Source organism: Nocardia sp. SYP-A9097 (genome assembly GCF_009649815.1).
Lineage (GTDB): Bacteria > Actinomycetota > Actinomycetes > Mycobacteriales > Mycobacteriaceae > Nocardia.
Genome location: NZ_WJIC01000001.1, coordinates 152,437 through 169,625, shown reverse-complemented (window position 1 = coordinate 169,625; position 17,189 = coordinate 152,437). Strand labels below are relative to the sequence as shown.

17 protein-coding genes are annotated in these 17,189 nt (G+C 67.4%); 5 read left to right on the top strand and 12 right to left on the bottom strand.

From position 1 onward, the window contains the following. The 12 genes from GFY24_RS00760 to GFY24_RS00705 form a co-directional block, all read right to left on the bottom strand. Positions 1 to 438 (bottom strand): hypothetical protein, encoded by a 438-nt coding sequence (locus GFY24_RS00760; protein WP_153803004.1) that lies wholly within the window; start codon positions 436 to 438, stop codon positions 1 to 3. Positions 439 to 468: 30 nt separating this feature from the next. Beyond that, the gene (locus GFY24_RS00755) at positions 469 to 876 is read right to left on the bottom strand and encodes a hypothetical protein (RefSeq protein WP_153803003.1); all 408 of its coding nucleotides are present in this window, start codon (positions 874 to 876) and stop codon (positions 469 to 471) included. 6 nt (positions 877 to 882) lie between these two features. Beyond that, entirely contained in the window at positions 883 to 1,188 is a 306-nt protein-coding gene (locus GFY24_RS00750) for a hypothetical protein (RefSeq protein WP_153803002.1), read from the bottom strand. Between the two features lie 11 nt (positions 1,189 to 1,199). Then, a complete protein-coding gene (locus GFY24_RS00745) occupies positions 1,200 to 2,042 on the bottom strand; it encodes a hypothetical protein (protein ID WP_153803001.1) in 843 nt (280 codons plus the stop codon). Positions 2,043 to 2,116: 74 nt separating this feature from the next. Continuing rightward, a complete protein-coding gene (locus GFY24_RS00740; RefSeq protein WP_153803000.1) occupies positions 2,117 to 4,015 on the bottom strand; it encodes a major capsid protein in 1,899 nt (632 codons plus the stop codon). Between the two features lie 79 nt (positions 4,016 to 4,094). Then, entirely contained in the window at positions 4,095 to 4,235 is a 141-nt protein-coding gene (locus tag GFY24_RS00735; RefSeq protein WP_153802999.1) for a hypothetical protein, read from the bottom strand. Between the two features lie 3 nt (positions 4,236 to 4,238). Next, positions 4,239 to 6,170 (bottom strand): 2'-5' RNA ligase family protein, encoded by a 1,932-nt coding sequence (locus GFY24_RS00730; protein WP_153802998.1) that lies wholly within the window; start codon positions 6,168 to 6,170, stop codon positions 4,239 to 4,241. Positions 6,171 to 6,382: 212 nt separating this feature from the next. After that, positions 6,383 to 6,670, bottom strand: coding sequence for a hypothetical protein (locus tag GFY24_RS00725; protein WP_153802997.1), 288 nt, complete (start codon positions 6,668 to 6,670; stop codon positions 6,383 to 6,385). Beyond that, the gene (locus GFY24_RS00720; RefSeq protein ID WP_153802996.1) at positions 6,610 to 8,838 is read right to left on the bottom strand and encodes a phage minor head protein; all 2,229 of its coding nucleotides are present in this window, start codon (positions 8,836 to 8,838) and stop codon (positions 6,610 to 6,612) included. The genes GFY24_RS00725 and GFY24_RS00720 overlap by 61 nt, the downstream gene beginning before the upstream one ends. Next, a complete protein-coding gene (locus tag GFY24_RS00715; protein WP_153802995.1) occupies positions 8,822 to 9,148 on the bottom strand; it encodes a hypothetical protein in 327 nt (108 codons plus the stop codon). Before GFY24_RS00715 ends, GFY24_RS00720 begins: the two co-directional genes overlap by 17 nt. A 17-nt stretch (positions 9,149 to 9,165) precedes the next feature. Next, positions 9,166 to 10,848: a hypothetical protein gene (locus tag GFY24_RS00710; RefSeq protein WP_153802994.1), complete on the bottom strand. Its 1,683-nt coding sequence runs from the start codon at positions 10,846 to 10,848 to the stop codon at positions 9,166 to 9,168. Further along, complete coding sequence (locus GFY24_RS00705; RefSeq protein ID WP_153802993.1) at positions 10,845 to 11,135, bottom strand: hypothetical protein; 291 nt, start codon at positions 11,133 to 11,135, stop codon at positions 10,845 to 10,847. Before GFY24_RS00705 ends, GFY24_RS00710 begins: the two co-directional genes overlap by 4 nt. Positions 11,136 to 11,202: 67 nt before the next feature. Between GFY24_RS00705 and GFY24_RS00700 the strand changes: the two genes are divergently transcribed. From GFY24_RS00700 to GFY24_RS00680, 5 genes are all read left to right on the top strand, one after another. Next, complete coding sequence (locus tag GFY24_RS00700; RefSeq protein WP_153802992.1) at positions 11,203 to 11,469, top strand: hypothetical protein; 267 nt, start codon at positions 11,203 to 11,205, stop codon at positions 11,467 to 11,469. Between the two features lie 3 nt (positions 11,470 to 11,472). Further along, on the top strand, positions 11,473 to 11,937 hold the full coding sequence (locus GFY24_RS00695) for an HK97 gp10 family phage protein (protein ID WP_153802991.1): 465 nt from the start codon (positions 11,473 to 11,475) through the stop codon (positions 11,935 to 11,937). Positions 11,938 to 11,951: 14 nt separating this feature from the next. Beyond that, positions 11,952 to 12,461, top strand: coding sequence for a hypothetical protein (locus GFY24_RS00690; protein WP_153802990.1), 510 nt, complete (start codon positions 11,952 to 11,954; stop codon positions 12,459 to 12,461). Next, positions 12,462 to 13,058 carry a hypothetical protein gene (locus GFY24_RS00685; RefSeq protein ID WP_153802989.1) on the top strand — a complete coding sequence of 199 codons (597 nt, stop codon included), beginning with the start codon at positions 12,462 to 12,464 and terminating at the stop codon, positions 13,056 to 13,058. It abuts the gene before it with no gap. 73 nt (positions 13,059 to 13,131) lie between these two features. Next, the gene (locus GFY24_RS00680) at positions 13,132 to 17,187 is read left to right on the top strand and encodes a hypothetical protein (protein ID WP_153802988.1); all 4,056 of its coding nucleotides are present in this window, start codon (positions 13,132 to 13,134) and stop codon (positions 17,185 to 17,187) included. Positions 17,188 to 17,189 lie beyond the last annotated feature (2 nt).

Here is a 17,189-nt window from a genome sequence, read left to right as displayed (position 1 = left end):
TCAGGACACCGTGATCGTGGCGATACCCGAGCTGTCCCACGTGATCGTGAATGTCGACCCGGTCACCGAGATGTCCGCATCGAACAGGATGTACCCGATCAGCGGGCGCACACTGTCGCTGGCCGGTGTGGAGTCGTACAGGACAGCGTTACGAGCGGTGAACGTCGCACCGGTCCATTGCGTGTTCGCTGCGGACAGGGCAAGAACATTCGTCGCCCCGGTGTAGGACACAACCACAGAGGTGAGGGCCAGGCCGCCGGCCGTGTACCCGGTGCCGGTGATCTCACTGGTCACCGACGACTTGTATTGGTGCGCATCCTGATCCGGTGTATACGACGAGGTGCACAGCATCACCTTCAAGGTGTCGCTGTCGAGGTCGATTTCCTTGTTCGCCAGGGACACAAAGAACTTGCCGTAATACTTGGCCACGTGAGCCATCGGGGTCTCCTTCGAATTGTGTTGTGGCCGTTACGTGTTCGGCAGAACGTAGTAGATGGTTTCCGGATCGTGCGGGCTGGCCGAGAACTGGGCTTCGGTCACGACCTTGGCGCGGCGCACCCCGCCACCGTTGCGGATGAACCCGCCATCATCCGGTGGTGGCGGCACCGCGGCGTCGATCAACGGCCACAACCGGACCGTGTCGGCGTCGGGCACCACCAGGTCGTAGGCGACACCGCGGATCCGGACCATCGCCGGGCCCGGCTCCAGATTCGGGCTCGTGAACGTCCCGTTGCTGGCGACCGTGGCCGCTACCCACTGCGGGGTGATGATCTGTGTGGTCGATGCCGACTCACGCAGACCGGGGGCGTAGAAGTACACCGCGTCGATATCGGGGCCGCGCCCGAGATCGACCATGGCGTCGGAGATGACAGTCACCGCAAGCTACTTCGCGCGGGAGCTGGTGCGCGGTGTGTGCTTGGCCGGCGCTTTCTTCGGCGCCGCCAGCTCTTGCTCGGGTCCACTCTGCGCGCTGTCGTCCTCCGGTTCGGGTACGGAGTCCGGCGCAGGATCGGCGTCCGCGTCGTCGTCGAGATATCCGGCGGCGCGCGCGATGTCGTCGGGAACCGAGAAACCGAGGTAGGTGCCGCCGGTCACGACCTGCACCAGATCGGCGCGGTCACCGGCAGCCGCGAGCAGCCGCGCCGCGATCTGTTGGCCGTTGTCATCGACAGCGAGGATGGTGGGCATGGGGGTGTCTCCTAGGTGAGGGTGATCGGGACCGCGGCACGAACGCAGTCGTCCCACGCCACGACATATGCGCGCTCGGCGACCGCCCGGAACGTGTTGGTGGACGGGTCGAAAACCTCGCGCGGGGAAGGGCTGCGCCGGAACGTGACCGGGGTCCGCCGGAACGTGACCGCGCCGGTGACGACCAGCCAGGCCGTGCCCGCGGCGGCAGCAGTGCCGTCGGGGCCGGTGTTCGGGTAACCGCTGCCGAAGGACCACCGGTTGCCCAACGGCGTCACCAGGCGGCCGGGTTCGGTACCGAGCAGCTGCGCGGTTCCCGCATGCGCGGCGACCATGCGCGGTGCGTGCACCACACCGATACCGCCGTAATGGGCACCGAGGAACCCTTCGACCAGTCCCAGCCCGCGCGTCACCGATACCGGAGTCTCCGACAGCACAACGGTATTGGGGGGATCGCCGGGCACCATGTCTTCCGCGGCCACATCACGCATCAGCCGCAGATACGTGCTCGACCACACCGCTGCCTCGACCGCGGCCCATTCGCCCGAGGACAGCGCCAGCGTGGCACGGCCCGTCATCTGGTCCTGGCTCAAACCCACAGCGGAGCAAGTGAATCCGGCATACACCCGGATCGCGTCGGCTTCGTCGAGGCCGATGCCTGCGTCGAGTTCGCGGGCGGTCGGGGTGTCCCCGCACAGGGCGGGGTCGGTGTGCGCGGGCCCGCACGGGTTCGGCTCCCACGCCACCCCACTGGCGATGCGGCCGGTCTCGGTGATCGGGTCGGCAGCCGAACCCAGACCGAACCGGGCCGGGGTCAGTGGGGGAGTGGGAACGATCAGTGCCGGAACAGCCACCGGAAAATCCTCCTGAATGGGGTGCGAGCAACCACGAACCCCGGCCACCGCGGAACGGTGGCCGGGGTAGATGGTTATGCCGCAGGAACGATCTTGCCGTTGGCATCGAGAATCTGACCGGCCGCCGTGGTGCCGTTGGCGGACAACGCGATTCGGACAAGGCGCGGCTTGTACCGGCGCTTGATCACCAGCAACTTCTCTTCGGTGAACAGGTGCAGCACATCGTTCACAGCGAGATTGGTGGTGTCGTACACCGCGGACATCGAGATCACATCACCGCGGCTACGCAGGTAGCTGCCCGCGATGTACACCAGCGCATCGACCGTGGTCGGCCAGGCCGTGATCGCCGACGCGCCACCGAACCCGCCGCTGACACCAGTGAAAGCGTCTTGCCAGTCATACACCCACTGCACCACCGCATTTCGCTTGGCGAACCAGTCGTTGATCTTCGCGTCTTCGAGGGTGTAGGCGGTCTCCTGCTCGGAGTTCGTGCGGATCGACTGATCGGCGCGGATGACCGGCTTGACCCAGCGCGGCAGCACCACCTCGAGCGGGGTGCCGTCACCGATACGGTTCGCGTACCGGATGTCCTCGATCTGGATATCGATCGAGTTGAGCAGCTGCGGGGTCGCAGAGGAACCCAGCGACAGCGTGATCGCCGAACCCGCATCCGCGACCATGCGGCTGATCGTGCGAGCGTTCACACGGTGCGAGTGCGCGATCAGCGAATGCGCCACCACATCCTCGGTCAGCTCGCTGTAGGTGTCGTTCTGCAGGATGCCGCCGGCCACACCGAAACCGATCGCTTCGGCGCGCTGCTCGGGCCAGCTCGACGGGCACGGCACCCGGTAAATCGGCTTGGTGGTGCCGGTGACCGTGCCACCGATCGCCGTGGTGAAACCACTGCCCGCGAGCGCCTGCGCTTCGGTCTGGATGAAACCGGTGCCCGAGTAGATCGCGGTGTAGTCCGGGCCCTCGGTCCAGGTCAGACCACCACGCGCGGACTGCACATCCGGCACGTCGATCAGGCCGGCATTGGCGTCGGCCAGGATCGGGGACATTTCGTACAGACGCTCCGACGGCGAGCACCAGCCACCGGCGGCGACGAGTGAACCCTTGGGCAGTCGCGACTGATCCACGGCCCGATCGAAAACCGTCTCGTCATCGGAGGCGCGCCGCGAAATCAGGTCTTCGGGGAACTGCACAGCGAACTGCGCGATCGATGCCGCCACATGCACATTGGGCACGTGCCCGCTGGGGAAGGCATCGAACTTCGCGGTGCCTGCCCGCGCGACCGCAGCAAGGTCAGCCATCTGCGCACCGGCCGCGTAACCGGGAAGTTCAGCGGCGGCGGTGATCACCACACCGGCCGGGGCCGGATCCGGGCGGCGGACCTCACGAGCCGGGATATCGGACAGACGCACCGCGCGACGGCGCGGCGCCGGGGCCGCAGCCACTAGTGCCGGTTCCGGCGCGGCGCCCGCGCCCGCGTCGGAGGCCACGGCCGCACCGGAATTCTCACCGGCCACCGCAGCGGCACCGGTATCGACAACGGCACCGGTATCGGTGGCACCTTCGGCGCCCTGACCTTCGGTGCCGCCCTCACCGCCGCTCTCGCCACCGTCAGTGGTGCCGTCGCCCTCGCCAGCGTCGGCGGGAGGATTGACGCGGGCGGCGAGGTCGGCGATGCGGGAAGCCTGATCCGAGACTGCCTGCTGACGGCGGCCGACCTCGATACGAACACCGGTGGCAACCTCGGTCAGCGCTTCGAGTGCGGCTACTTCGTCTTCGCTGTAGGTGGTGCCGTCCTCGCCGCGCAGCTCACCGAACTTGGCGATGGCTTCATCGAGCAGCACGGCCGCGTCGATGGTGCTCGGTGCGTCGGCTAGCAGGGCAGCGACCGCATCGGCCGGGGACTGGCCCTCGGGTGCGGCAGCTGCGGCATCGATAAGGGACTGAAGGGTGATCTTCACTGCATTGCCTCCGGGTGGGCAACCAAAAAGATGGTGCCCGGCCCAGAGCCAGCGGCTTAGCTGCGTTAAGAGTAGCCGCTCACCGCTGTATCGCCTGGTACGTGCCGCCTACCTGCCGCGCAACTTCCCGCGCTTCAGGCTCCGACGCGTAGGTGATGGTCTTGCCGCCGGGGTGCACCACCTGGTGCAGCAGCTTGGTCGGCCCGCAATTGCATCCCATGATTTACCGTCCCTTCGAGGTAGCGAGAGCAGACTGCAGACGTGCGACACGGGCGGCGGCGGTGGTGGCCCGGATCGCGCGTACCTGCCCGGCGGCGCGCTCGACCCGGCGCCGGTGCAGCAGATCGGCAAGCGCTGGCCGCGCTGCCGGTGCGGGCCGGGAGCGGTGGGTGACCCCGGCCGCGAGCAGTGTGCGCACCCCGGACGCGGCGAGCGCCCTGGTCCTGGGCACCGGGAAGCCGGGCACATTGACCGCCAAGACCGCGACCAGCTCCAACGCGGTCGAGCCGCGGCGGATCCCGCGCCAGTCACCCGATACCCCCGAGCGGCGCAGTTCCTCGACCCGGTCATCGGTGACACCGGGCAGGATGCGCCCGGACATCCACGGCCCATGTGCACCGTCGCGGGCACGTACTACCGCGACCGCGCTGCCGGTGTTGTCGTAGTGCTCGGCCGCGACGCGTGCGCTGGCGTGCAGCGACGCGTGCCCGGTGCCGAGGGTGATCTTACCTACGGCCAAAGGTCCTGTGTCGGTGCGGATTTCGCCTTGATGGAAGTAGGCGTATTCGGATGCGCTGGTCGGTGGTGACACACAGATGTCCGCCGATCCGATGTGGCAGGAATCTTTTCCGGCGAGGTGCCCGTATACCCGGCCGTCGTCGGTGATCGTGATCGCGGTCAGCTCATCGGGTTCGGGCTGCTCGAAATCGTGATGGTCGTAGATCACCGCCGCCGCGGTGAGCGCGGCGGTCACCGGTTCCAGGGGGATGTCGTCGTTCGACCCGGCGAACGCGATCCGCAGCCGGTCGAACCGGATCGGTCCGGTCGCGGTGAGCTGCTCGACCGGCAGCCCGTAACCGGCGGTGACATGGGCGATGAAATCGTGTTGCTCGGGCATCGGGCCGCCGGTATCGAGCAGGGCACCGAGTACCGCTTGGCGAAGATCGGTGAGCCCGTCTGCCTCGACCAGGTACACCGCGCACGGTTCTTTGCCGTCGGTGTCCGGGTTGAACAAGGCGTGTCCCCACACCGAGCCCATCAGCGGGCCGGCCGGGGAGATCTCGGCGATGCCGTTGCCGACCGCAGCGACCTGCTCGGGTGTCCAGTCCGCGGCCTCGCCCAGGTAGGCGAGGGTCAAATGCAGTTCCTCGACCGGTTCGCCGCCCTCGACAAGGAGGCGCTGTGCGTCCTCGGCGCAGGGAACGAGCGCGATCATGGCGCCGGTGTGCTCGGATGCCGCATCATCGTCGGGATCAGGATCGGCACCAGGATCGGGGATCGAGCCCGGTGCGGCGGCGGCGGTCAGCGCCTGCAGGTCGTAGACCGGTTCGATACGGGTCTGCTCATAGGCGGGCTGCGAGAGCATCGTGACCCCGGAAATCTTCCACTGGTCGATGCGCCATATCCATTCGGCCACCGGATCCGGGGGCAGCGGCTGATCGAGGTCCGGTGGTGTGTTCATCCACGCGGCCAGCACATCATCGGGAATCTCATTGCCTTGCGCGTCCAAAGGCACCTCGACCGCGGCGATGTCGGAGAAATCCACCGACACCCACCCGGCGAACCCGCGCCCGAGCTTGCCCGCCCAATCAGCAGCGACCGGGTCGGCGAGGTCGAACAGTCCTTCCCCCCACACCGCGTTGTCCTGCACCCACAACCGAGTGATGACCCCGATACCGATCGCCCCGTCGTGCCCTTCGGCGATCTGTAGCTGACCCTGCAGCGGCAGCGGTAGCGGTCGCTGCGGCACCTCGGTGCCGACCAGGACATATTCGCGGACCAGGTCTTTCGGGTCACCGGATCGGGTATTGACCGCGAGGATCGGACCCCGCCATCCCGGCGGCACACCTTGCGGTGCGGCAGCAGGCGCATCCTGCGGGGGTGGGTCGGTGGCTACGGTGCTCGGGTCGGCCTCGACCAATGCAGGCGCGGTCATAGCTGCTGCTCTCCAATCAGTGGAAACAGTTGAACTGTATCCATGATGAGGCAGAGTGCCCCCAGTCTTCAGTCGCGGCGCTGGGGGCCCCACCGATTGCGACTGTGCACCGCGCTACCGAGCTGCGCTACCGTGCCCCGCGGACAACACCCCGACCGAGTGCTGACCGCACGGCCCGTGCGGGATTCGAACCCACGACCTGTGCAACGAGGTCAGAATACTGCGCCCGCCGACAACTGCGGTAGCGGTGGGTAATCAGGCACCTGCCCGGTCGCGACCGCTGCGGGGATCGCCCACAACGCGGCGGCCAGCAGCTGCGACTCGCCGGGCCCGTACCCGCGTTGCAGTGGCCCGGTCGGAGTCAGAGGGAACAGCAACCCCGGCATGTGCAGGGTGTCGGTGGTGACCGGGTCCGCGGTCCAGTCCTGCCCGTCCCAGCTCAGCCAGCGGTCGCCGTCGCCGTTGTTGCTGTTGTCGCGGCTGTCGACACGGAAGGCCATAGCAGCAGCATCGCCCCCAGCACGAAAGCGGTCAACTGCCCCCCGGCCACGTCACCGTAGATGGTGCTGGAGCGGCCGAGCACATCCTGAATGCCGACCTGGAAAACCTCGTGCGCGATACGGGCGGGGAACAGGCTGCCATCGGCGTACGTCTTGCCCGCGTAGGCATTGCGCCACAGGTCCGCCAACGCGTATTCGCCACTGCCCTTGTAGATTTCGGTGCGTTTCTCCAGCCGGGGCCCGTCCATCGCGCGCCGGCGCACCAAAGCGAATTCCAGCGGCGCCAGCCCCGGCACCGCCTTTTCCATGCGGTGACCGAGTTCGTGCGCCATCACCTCGCGCTGCGCGGAAGAGAACGCCCCGTCATAGTCCGGACGGCGGGCATCGGAGGCGGCGACCATGTCGCGGCCCCCACCGCCACGGCCAGCAATGAAGAACGCCCGCTGTGCGGCACCGAGTGCCAGTTCGCCGCGTGCGTCTGCGGCCTCGAGCCATTCGCGCGGGAACACCTGCTCGGCCCCGCGCAGATCCTCGAGCACCGGCGTTCCGGCCGGGCGCACAGGATCGGTGGTGCGCTGATACGCATCGGGCCTGCGGTTGGTGGTTGCGCGCTGTTGGTGCCCGCCGAACTCGCGATACTCGCCCATGGCCTGGCGGATGATTTCCACTTCACGGCGAGCGACTTCACGATGGGCATCGATGCGGGCGGTCGCGCCGATGGCTTCCGATTCCTGCTGGCGTGCGTGCCCCAGTTCGGTGTCGCCGTCCATCGCTTCGGCGATGTCTTCCCACGCGGCCCACCCGGCATCGAGCACTTCGTCGAGGTGCCCGTCGAGATCTTCCCCTGCGATGAGGTTGCCGTCCGCATCGCGGCGGTAGTCGTGCGCGGCTCGGTCCCATTCGCCTGCGTCGGCGGGCAACGCGGCCCGCGCCCGGTCGAGCTGCTCGCGTACGTCCTCGCTCAGGATCGGCGCGGGCCCGGTATCGGGTTCCTCGACGGCAGGTTCGTCGGCGGCCGGTTGCTCCTGATCCGGTGCGCCCTCGTGGCCGGTGTCCTGCGGTGGCGGGGTCGGGCCGTGATCGTCGGTGTCGCCGCGCTGCTCGCGCTGCCACTTCGTCAGGGCCCCGGCCGCGTCGTGCGGGTCGTCGGGGCCGATGCGCGCATGTCCGGGGCCCACACCGCGCCCACCCCACGGGCCTTGTAGCTCGGCCTGCACTTCGTCTTCGCGCAGATACCGGGTCGAGCACCGGCAATTGATCACCTCATCGGCGGGCCCGCCGGCCTCACCCGCATGTTGCAACCGTGCCCGCCCAACCTGGAACGGCTCATGCAGTTTCACGATCTGGCCCTCGGCAACGACATGGGTGCCGCGGGTGCGCTCATCGGCGGTGGCAAGCCAGCCCTTGTACACGGCCTGCCCGCCCGCCGCCGCGACCGCCTGCGCCCCGGCCAGTGCCCCGCCTTCCATCGCACCGTGCGTTTCGGTGCGGGCGATACGCCGTGCCAGCCACTGCCATTGCAGCAGTGATTCATCGTGCTGATTCCACAGGTCGCGTTTGCGGGCGCGCAGTGCCGCCTTGTCCGACCGCGACAACGTCAAGGCAGGGTCATCGAGTTGCCGATCGATCTCGCTGATCTGCGCGCGAATACGCCGCGTCGGCGCATCGATGTTCAGAATGCGCCCGATGCGTTCGGTCATCTGGTCGTGGTCCATGCCCTCGCTGAGCATTTCGAGCAGCTCGGGCCGCAGTTCCTCGAATGCCCCGACCGGCCAGATCTTCAGCCGGTCGTTCACCGTTTCCAGATAGTGCAGCTGGAACGGCAGCGGGGAGATATCGGCGCGGCGCGCAGCATCGGCGAAACCCTCGCCGAAGGCTTGGGACAGTGCAGGATCCACATGCTCGGCGACCCCGCGCGCCCACACCTGCGACGCGGCGCGGGCCGCGTCGAAGTCCGGCACATCAGCGGCGGCGGTCACGGCGGCCGGGGTAGCGAGCAGCCGCGCCGCTTCCGCTGGCAACGGCTGCCCGAGGACCAGCGCGCGCGCGGCATCGAGCCATACCGTCATCGCCGCCATCACCCCGGCGAATACCGCAGCCTCCGCACGACGCAACCGCCCTGCCGCGTGCAGGCGTGCCGCCAGCAGCGGATCAGCTGTGCGGCTCACACGCCACCGCCAGCACCCGCCGCAACTCCGTTGCCCGGTGCGGTTGCCCGGTCACGATCAGCTGCCGGGTGTACCAGTCGGCAGCCTCGATGATCCGCGGCTGATCCGGCAGCACCATTCGCAGCAGATCCCACACCCCTATCAGCAGCCGGTCGCACTGCTCATGGGTGCCGGCCAGCCGATGATGGGTGTGCACCTCCCATGCGGTGAGCTTGTACAGCTCGCCGCGTCCGGGCCGGCCGCCGGTGTGGCGGGCCCGCTTGCCCGCCAGCTCCAGCGCTCGCAGCACCCCGACTTCGGTCGCGAGCATCACGCAATCGGGATCGATCACGGTGCACCGCCGGAGTCGGGTGCGCTCCCGGAATCGGGGGCAGAGGTGGAATCGGGTGCCTCCGGTAGCGCCCGGTCTTCGCCGCCGCTGTCGGCGGGCGGGGGCGATGCTGCCTGATCGCCGGGTGCGGGGGTGTCGCCGCCGGTGGCGGCGGCGATATCGCTGGTCTTGTCGAGCACGCTCGCATCGACCTCGATGCCCAGCAGCGGAAGCAGCAGCGGCGCCAGGCTCGGCGCACCGACCAATAGCTTGGTCAGAAGGATGGTCCGCTTCTGGTCCTCGGTGGGGGTGTCGGTCGCAGCGAACCCGTTCTCTCGCAGCATCGCCGATTCGGCGAGCGCCCCCCGGTCGAACAGATCGCGGCTGTCGGAACTGCGGTCCGGGCGCAGGCGCAGCGCGGACGCGTCGAACCACACCAGGTGCTTTTGCCAGTCCTGCACACCGGAGGCCTGCAAGATCGGGTGCAGCCACCCGGTGGTGAGGGCATGCAGGATGACCACCGCGACCGGGGCCACAGCGAGTTTCACATCATCTTCGGAGATCGCCCACGCAGACCAGTGATTGCTACCGCTACCGAGACCGAGCAGCACTTCCGGCGGGGAATCCATCCCGAGCGCGATGCGCCGGATCGCCTCGCTGCGCAGTTCCTGAGCCTGCGGATCCAGGGGTGTCGCAAAAGACAGATGCTTGATCTTGTCCAGGTACTGGGCGGGGACCTTCGCGACCAGCGGCACCAGGGCCGCGGCGCTGGCCCGGTCCCTGATCGGGGTCAGCATCATTTCCATCAGGTCGCGGATGAACGGGTCGAGATCGTCATCCTCGGCGCCGTCGGGGCTGCCCTGCCCGCGCAGGGTTTCGATCTCCTGCGGCACGAGCAGCAGACCCGCACCGGCCAGACGCGAATCGATCTGTGCCGACACATGTTCGGTGAGGGCGCGCAGCTCCCGCGCTACCGGCAGCACCGCCCGCGCACCACAGTCGGCCCATGCACGCTGGCGCGGGTTCGGGATCCACGCACGCACCACGTGCTCGGTGGGATCGATTGCGCGCGTGTCTATTCCGTCGTTGTAGGACCAGGACTTACCGGCTGGTGTCAGCTCCTGCACACTGCACGGTTCCCATGTGAACGTGTCGTCGTCACCATCACCGAGCAGCACCAGCGTCTCGCCGTTGAAACCGATGTGCTGGGCCGCACGGAACATGCGCTGTGATGTCGCGGACGGGTTCGAAAACATCTGCATGCCCACCTCGGCCGGTATGCCGTCGGTGACCTCGGTCGGCTCGTCACCGAGCGATTCGACCTTCGCGATCATCGGCCGCATCAAGCTCACCGAGCGGGCGATACGGTCACCGCTGAAACGGAATTCGCCGATCTCATCGCGCAAGGTCCACGATTCGTCCTGCCATTTCTGTTTCGTCGATCGGGCGCTGGTGCGTGCGACGGTCGGCCCGGCGAGGATCTGCGCCGCCGCGGTGATCGTGCGCGGCGGCGCGTCCGGGTTCCGGCGGGTGCGCTGGTCGATATCGAACTCGGCGAACACCGCACCGGGCAGCTCGCGCATCCGGTTGCGGCGCGCGAGCTGGATGGGCAGGCGTGCGGCGCGGGCCCGCTCCTGGGTGTAGTTCTCGTTCAGGCGGTCGAGGATCTGGGCCGCGGTCGATTCCGGGCGGCGCTTCACTGCTCGGTCCCATCGAGATGGGTGGCGATGAGCCCGTATACCCACGATGCGGCCAGGGCGGCGGCCGGCCAGATGAACCACGGTGCCGTGCCGTAGAAGTAGGCGAGGGTGAACATGCCACCGCAGGCCCACAGCCCCGAGCACCACGCGCAGGTGACCAGGTAGGACAGGTCACTGGTGACGCCGGTGCGCCGGACCACCCACACCCGCAGATACCGGGTCAGATAGTCATCGGTGATCAGCCGTGTCAGCCGGGCCGCCGCGCCGAACGCGAGCAGAAATGTCATGAATGGCACGCCGTGCACCCTTCTGAGCAGCAATCCATAGAGACAGTGTGACTGTATCCTCAGCATCATGACGCAGGTGACGGTCCGTGCAGAGCAACGCTTCGGTGATTGGGCCCTCGGTGAGGTGCGCACAATCGCACGTACCCGGCTGGTCGAGACGCTGATCAGTGACGGGCGTGTCAGCGTGGCAGCGGAGTACGCCGATCCCGTTCCCGCACCACCGGCCGCAGATCCTGATCCCGCGTCCATCGATGCCGACACCGCCGACCGCGACGAAGCCGAGCCACCGGCCCCGCCCGAGCCTGCGCGTCGCCGCCGCCCCGACAGGGCATAACCGATGTCGTCAGTACAGATGCACCGCGACCGCATCGACTCGGTCATGCAAACCGCAGGCGGGCAGTGGGGTGACCGGGTGGGCCGCGAGGTCGCCAACCGGGCCCGCGCGAACTGCCCGGTCGATGAGGGCCGCTTGCGCTCATCGATCACACATCTGGTCACCGCCACACCGACCGGCGTCATCATGCGTGTGGGATCCCCACTGGCATACGCACGCTGGCGGCACGAGGGCACCGGTCTCTACGGGCCCCATCACGCGCTGATCGTGCCCGTCAGCGCGAAGGCACTGAAGTTCCGGCAGCCGAAAATGCAGGGTCCGCTCCCGGCCGGCGTGCGCAACCTGCCCACCAGCCGCCGCCCCTTCGTCTTCGCCAAGAGTGTGCGCGGCACACCCGGCAGCCCGTACCTGACCCAAGCGCTCGAAGAGGTTTTCGGGCCCGGCATCACCCGCCACCCCACCACCTAGACAGGAACCCGCACATGCCCCCTCGCGCCCGCAAGTCCGCGAAGATCACCACCCCGCCGCTGCCGGATGAGAACGTCGACGACGCACTCGCGGTGATCAATTCGCCCGAGGCGATCGCGCCGATCCTCGATGACGGCGCGCAGGCGATTCCGGCGGCGCTGCAGTTCACCACCGCCGCCGCCGATGAGGACAGCAGCGAGGTCAGCGACGCCGAAGTCCTCCCGTTCACGGTAGATGGCACCGTGCTTCATGCGATCAAACCGACCCCGGAACAGTGGGGTGTGCTCATGGGCATGATCTCGGGTGCCTCGACGATCACCGATCGCATCTTCGGCATGCAGCAGTTCGCTTCCCACGTGCTCGATGAAAGCTCCTACCTGTACGTGCAGTCGCGGCTGCTGGACCGCACCGATCGGTTCGGCACCGAGGTGTACAGCAACATGCTGACCGCGATCATCGATGCGTTCGCGCCGAAGCTCAACCGCGAGGAGAGCCGGCGCGCGGCCCGTGCTTCGCACCGCTAGGTGTCCGCGGTATGGAAAGCGGAGGCGGGTGCGTGGCTGCTCGATGGCCGGATCGTGCACCTGCTCAACCCGCTACCTAGTACCCGCGATCTGGTCGGGCTGACCCTGTCGCAATATTCGTGGCGGGTGCTGGTCGCCACCATGCGCGACCGCACCGATGCCGGGTGGCTGCTCGAGGCGATCGTGGCCGGCGAGATCACCGACAGCCAGGTCGAGGAGATCGCCGACGCACTGGTCGAGCAGATCTTCGGGCAACCACGCTGGGTGGTGGTCCGGATCTGGGGTGAAACGCTCGCGGTGTGGCGTGAGGTCGATGCCGAACTCGGAGCACACGGGATCGACCTGCTGGCCCTTGCTCCGGACCGGGCCACCAATATCGCGTTCGGGGTGCTGCAGCGGCGGCACTCGGGCACCGAGAGCGCCGCACAGCGCTGGCTCTCTGAGCTGGAGGAAGTACCCGCCCGTGCCCGCCGCACCTCGGTCAGCGCGGACGTGGCGGCGGCGGATTGGTTCGCGATGGCCGGGATCCTGGGCGGTGTGGCACCGAAGATTCCTGAGGCGATGAGAGGTGTCGACTCCGAGCTGACCATCACCTAGACCGATACCCTTACCGATGTAGTGCTGCTGGCTGCGGGCCGGGCAACGAAATTCGTTGTCCGGAGGCCGCGCGGTGACACTGCCATTCGCAGAGGCGCACGTTTCCGCGCAACTGGATTGGAACGACCTCGACGCGCAGCTCGAAGCGCGCGTTATCGCGGCAGCTGAGAAGGCCCGCAAAGCCCTGCAGGGAAAGCTCGACAAGTGGAATCTGTCCGCCGCGGTCAAGTTGAAAGCGGACACCGCAGGGTTCCTGACCGCCGTGCGCACCCACCTCAAAGGGTTGGACCTGGCGGTCGATGTCAAGGTCCGAACATCTGACGCGTCGCTGAAAGCCTGGTCCGACCAGCTGCAGCTACGGATCGATAAAAAACGGTTCACGGTCAACGTGAAGCCGGTCCCGGATGTGGCCCGGTTCCCGACGGAGATGCTGCAACGCCTGCGGCAGATGTCGAAATTGTTCGGGTTCGAGATCTCGGTGCGCGCCGTCCCGGACGTGGCCCGATTCCCGAAGGATCTGCAGCGGGCGCTGCGGGAGATGTCGAAGCTGTTCGACTTCAAGATCCCGGTCCGCGTGGAATTGAACCTGGCGGCGGCACGCGCTGACCTGCAACGGTTCTTGCGCGAGCGCAGCATGCAGGTTCGGCTCGAGATCACCGGCCTCGACCGGCTCAAGAACCTGAAGATCCCCGACCTGGGCTCGATGGCCGGGGAAGTGTTCAAGGTCGCCTCGCAGATGGCGGTATTGGTCGGTGCCGCTGGTGCCGCAGCCGGCGCGGTCGCCGTGCTCGGTGTGGGGCTGCTGTCGCTGGGCCCGGCCGCTCTCGCAGGCGTGGCCACTCTCACCGTGGGTTTGTCCGGGGTCAAGGACGCATTCAGCGCGCTATCAGCAGCGCAGGACTCGGCCGGCACCGACGCCCAGGCCCAAGCCACTGCGACCAAAGCAGCCTCCGATCAGGTCGTCAGCGCAGAACGGTCGGTCCGCGATGCCAAAAAGGACAGCACGCAGGCCGAAAAAGATCTGACCACGGCACGCAAGGACGCGCAGAAACAGATGCGCGATCTCAACCTCGAGGTGCGCGGCGGTGTCATCTCCGAAAGGGAAGCGCAGCTCGATCTCTCCGATGCCCGCCGCGACGCACTCTCGGCCAAGCCTGGTGAGGAGTACGAGCGCGCGCAGCTGGCGATCGCCAAGGCTGAGCAGTCCCTCACCGAAGTCCGTTACCGCAACAACGATCTCGCCGAAAAGCAGCAGGACTCACTCGCCAAGGGTGTCGAGGGTAGCGACCTGGTCGTCGCGGCACAGGACAAAGTCGCGGCGGCACACGAAAAAGTCGACGACACGACCAAGGCCCTGACCGATGCGCAGGAAGCGCTGACCGCTGCGCAGACGAAATCCTCAGGGGCACAGGACAAAGCGGCGCAGGCCCTGGCAAAACTCGCACCGAACGCCCGCGATTTCGTGGTCGCGGCCCGCTCGATCGGACCGGCATGGGACTCGCTGGTCAAACAGCCCACACAGAACGCGTTGTTTGCCGGGGCGGCCGACGGAATCAAAGACCTCGCCACCGTCGCACTGCCCGTGCTCGGTCAGGGAATGACCGGGGTAGCAACTCAAATCAACTCGGTCACAAAGGATTTCGCGAACTTCTGGAAGGCCCCGGAAAACCTCGGCGCTGTTAAAACGATCTTCGACGGGGCCGCGACGTTCATCGGCGCACTGAGCCCCGGCCTGCAGCAGGCCACCCAAGGATTCCTCTCGCTCGGTCAAGCCTTCACCCCGGTTGCCGCGACGGTCGGCAAGGGCGTCGGTGACCTGCTCGGGCAGGTCGGGCAGGCATTCACCACCGCGTTCCAATCCGGTGCGCTGACCGAGCTGATCGGAAACTTCGGCAACCTGCTCAGCGGCCTCGGCGCCGGACTCAATCCGCTGATCGGCGGGCTGATCCAGATCGGCAATATCGTCGGCCCGACCCTGGGCCCGCTGTTCGCGACCCTGGGTCAGTCGATCGGGCAGATCGCGCCTGGGCTCGGGCAGATCGGCGCCGTGTTCGCCCAAACCCTGACCACCTTGATCCCGCAGCTGGTCCCGATCATCAACACCCTGACCAGCGCGCTGACCCCGATCCTGCCCGTGATCGGACAGATCGCCTCCGCGCTGCTGTCCGCGATCGGGCCCGCGATCGGCCCCCTGTCACAGGTCGCGCAGATCGTGGGAGGTGCACTCGCACAAGCGATTACGGCACTGGCACCCTCGATCGGACCACTGGCGGACGCCTTCGCGTCCATGGTCGGCGCGTTCGCACCGATCATTCCCGTTGTGGCACAGGTCGTCTCGGGTCTGGTCGCCGCCCTGGCCCCCGCCCTGACCACAATTTTCGGCGCGCTCGGACCGGTGATATCGCAGGTCGCGGACCTGATGATGCCGATCTTCCAGCAGCTGCAGCCGATCCTCGCGCAGGTCGCCGAGCAGCTCGGCACCGCGATCGCCAGCGCCTTGCAGCAGCTCGCCCCCATGCTGCCGGGGCTCGCTGCGTCCTTCGGTGGGCTGATCGCCGCGATCGCCCCGCTGCTGCCGCAGCTGCTGCAGATGGCGCTGCAGCTGCTGCCCCCGTTCCTCGACATCGTGATCGCGATCCTGCCGCAGATCGAGAAGATGATCGACGTTTTCACCTGGCTTGTGACGAATGTGATTGTGCCACTGGTGATTCCGCAGATCGAGAGGCTGACCAAAACGCTCGGCGATCAGATGGACAACGCCGCCGCGATCATCACCACCGTGCGCGATGTCTTCTGGGGCGCCCTCGGCAAGATCGGCGAGTTCTTCACCGGCCTCGGATCCACGGTCAGCGACGTGTTCTCGACGATCAGAGGGGCGATCAAGGCCGCGGCCCGCGAGATCGGCAATTTCCTGATCGGGCTGCCGGAGATCAAAATCCCTGACCTGCCAGGCATTCCCGGTCGCGGCACCACCGTCGGGTTCGCCGGTATCGGCCGGGCGATGGTCAACTGGGCCGGCGCCGAAGGCAAAGCCACCGGCGGCCGGCTGATCCGTGGACCTGGCACCGGCACGTCCGATTCGATCCCCGCACTGATGGACGGGATCAAACCGCTGCGCGTGGCCAACGGCGAATTCATCAGCACCGCACAGGCATACGCGAACGGCGGGCCGCTGCTGCAGGCACTCAATGCCGGGTGGATTCCGTCGCCGGAGTTCCTGCACATGCTCACCGGTACCGCACCGGGGTTCTCCGGCGGCGGTCTGGTCACCCCCGAGCAGCTCGAAGGTTTCGCCAAGGGTGTCGAGGGCGCGCCCTACAACTGGGGCGGGATCCATTGGGGCGACTGCTCGGCCGCGGTGAGCGCGCTCGCGAACTACGCCACCGGCAAAGAACCCTTCGGCAGCCGGTTCTCGACCGGGACCATGAGCCAAGCGCTGACCGCGATGGGCGCACAGCCGGGGCTCGGCCCGAGCGGCAGCCTCTCGTTCGGCTGGTTCAACGACGGACCCTACGGCGGGCACACCGCGGCGACGCTGCCCAACGGCACCAAGTTCGAGATGGGCGGCAAGCGCGGGGACGGTCAGTACGGGGGCCAGGCCGCCGGCGCCAATGACCCGGAGTTCAGCGATCACATGCATTTCCCGCCGGAGTTCTTCCTGGGCGGTGACCCCAAGAGCGTCGGAGGCGGTGGCGCGAGCACGACCACCGGCGGTGGTTCGTGGACCGCGGGCACCAGCTCGGCCACCCAGAGCGCCACGACCGGCGGCACCGGGGCGCCGGTGATCGGCGCTACCGGCGAACCCGCGATCCCCGATCTCAACATTCAGAGCACACCGGGCACCGGCATCGATGCGGCCAATACGTGGGCGGCCGGGCAGGACTTCCCCGGCAAATTCCAAACCTGGGGCGTGGACGCACTGAAGTCGGTAGTAGGCGAATTCTCGGACATGTTCGGGCTGAAGTCGTTGACCGACAAGGGAATCGACAACGGCGTCGAGGCGATCAAGAACCTGAAGTTGGCCGACACCATGAACTTCTACGGGATGGATCCGCAGAAGGTCGCCGATGAGACCAGCAAGATGCTCAACCGGCTGAGCCCCATATCCGAGACCTACAGGGCGGGGTGAGC

What these genes read in the sequence shown, in the direction of transcription:
- GFY24_RS00750 (WP_153803002.1), bottom strand. Translation starts at nt 1,188, where the DNA reads ATGCCCACCATCCTCGCTGTCGATGACAACGGCCAACAGATCGCGGCG.
- GFY24_RS00730 (WP_153802998.1), bottom strand. Translation starts at nt 6,170, where the DNA reads ATGACCGCGCCTGCATTGGTCGAGGCCGACCCGAGCACCGTAGCCACC.
- GFY24_RS00725 (WP_153802997.1), bottom strand. Translation starts at nt 6,670, where the DNA reads ATGGCCTTCCGTGTCGACAGCCGCGACAACAGCAACAACGGCGACGGC.
- GFY24_RS00695 (WP_153802991.1), top strand. Translation starts at nt 11,473, where the DNA reads ATGTCGTCAGTACAGATGCACCGCGACCGCATCGACTCGGTCATGCAA.
- GFY24_RS00700 (WP_153802992.1), top strand. Translation starts at nt 11,203, where the DNA reads ATGACGCAGGTGACGGTCCGTGCAGAGCAACGCTTCGGTGATTGGGCC.
- GFY24_RS00735 (WP_153802999.1), bottom strand. Translation starts at nt 4,235, where the DNA reads ATGGGATGCAATTGCGGGCCGACCAAGCTGCTGCACCAGGTGGTGCAC.
- GFY24_RS00760 (WP_153803004.1), bottom strand. Translation starts at nt 438, where the DNA reads ATGGCTCACGTGGCCAAGTATTACGGCAAGTTCTTTGTGTCCCTGGCG.
- GFY24_RS00690 (WP_153802990.1), top strand. Translation starts at nt 11,952, where the DNA reads ATGCCCCCTCGCGCCCGCAAGTCCGCGAAGATCACCACCCCGCCGCTG.
- GFY24_RS00715 (WP_153802995.1), bottom strand. Translation starts at nt 9,148, where the DNA reads ATGCTCGCGACCGAAGTCGGGGTGCTGCGAGCGCTGGAGCTGGCGGGC.
- GFY24_RS00705 (WP_153802993.1), bottom strand. Translation starts at nt 11,135, where the DNA reads ATGACATTTCTGCTCGCGTTCGGCGCGGCGGCCCGGCTGACACGGCTG.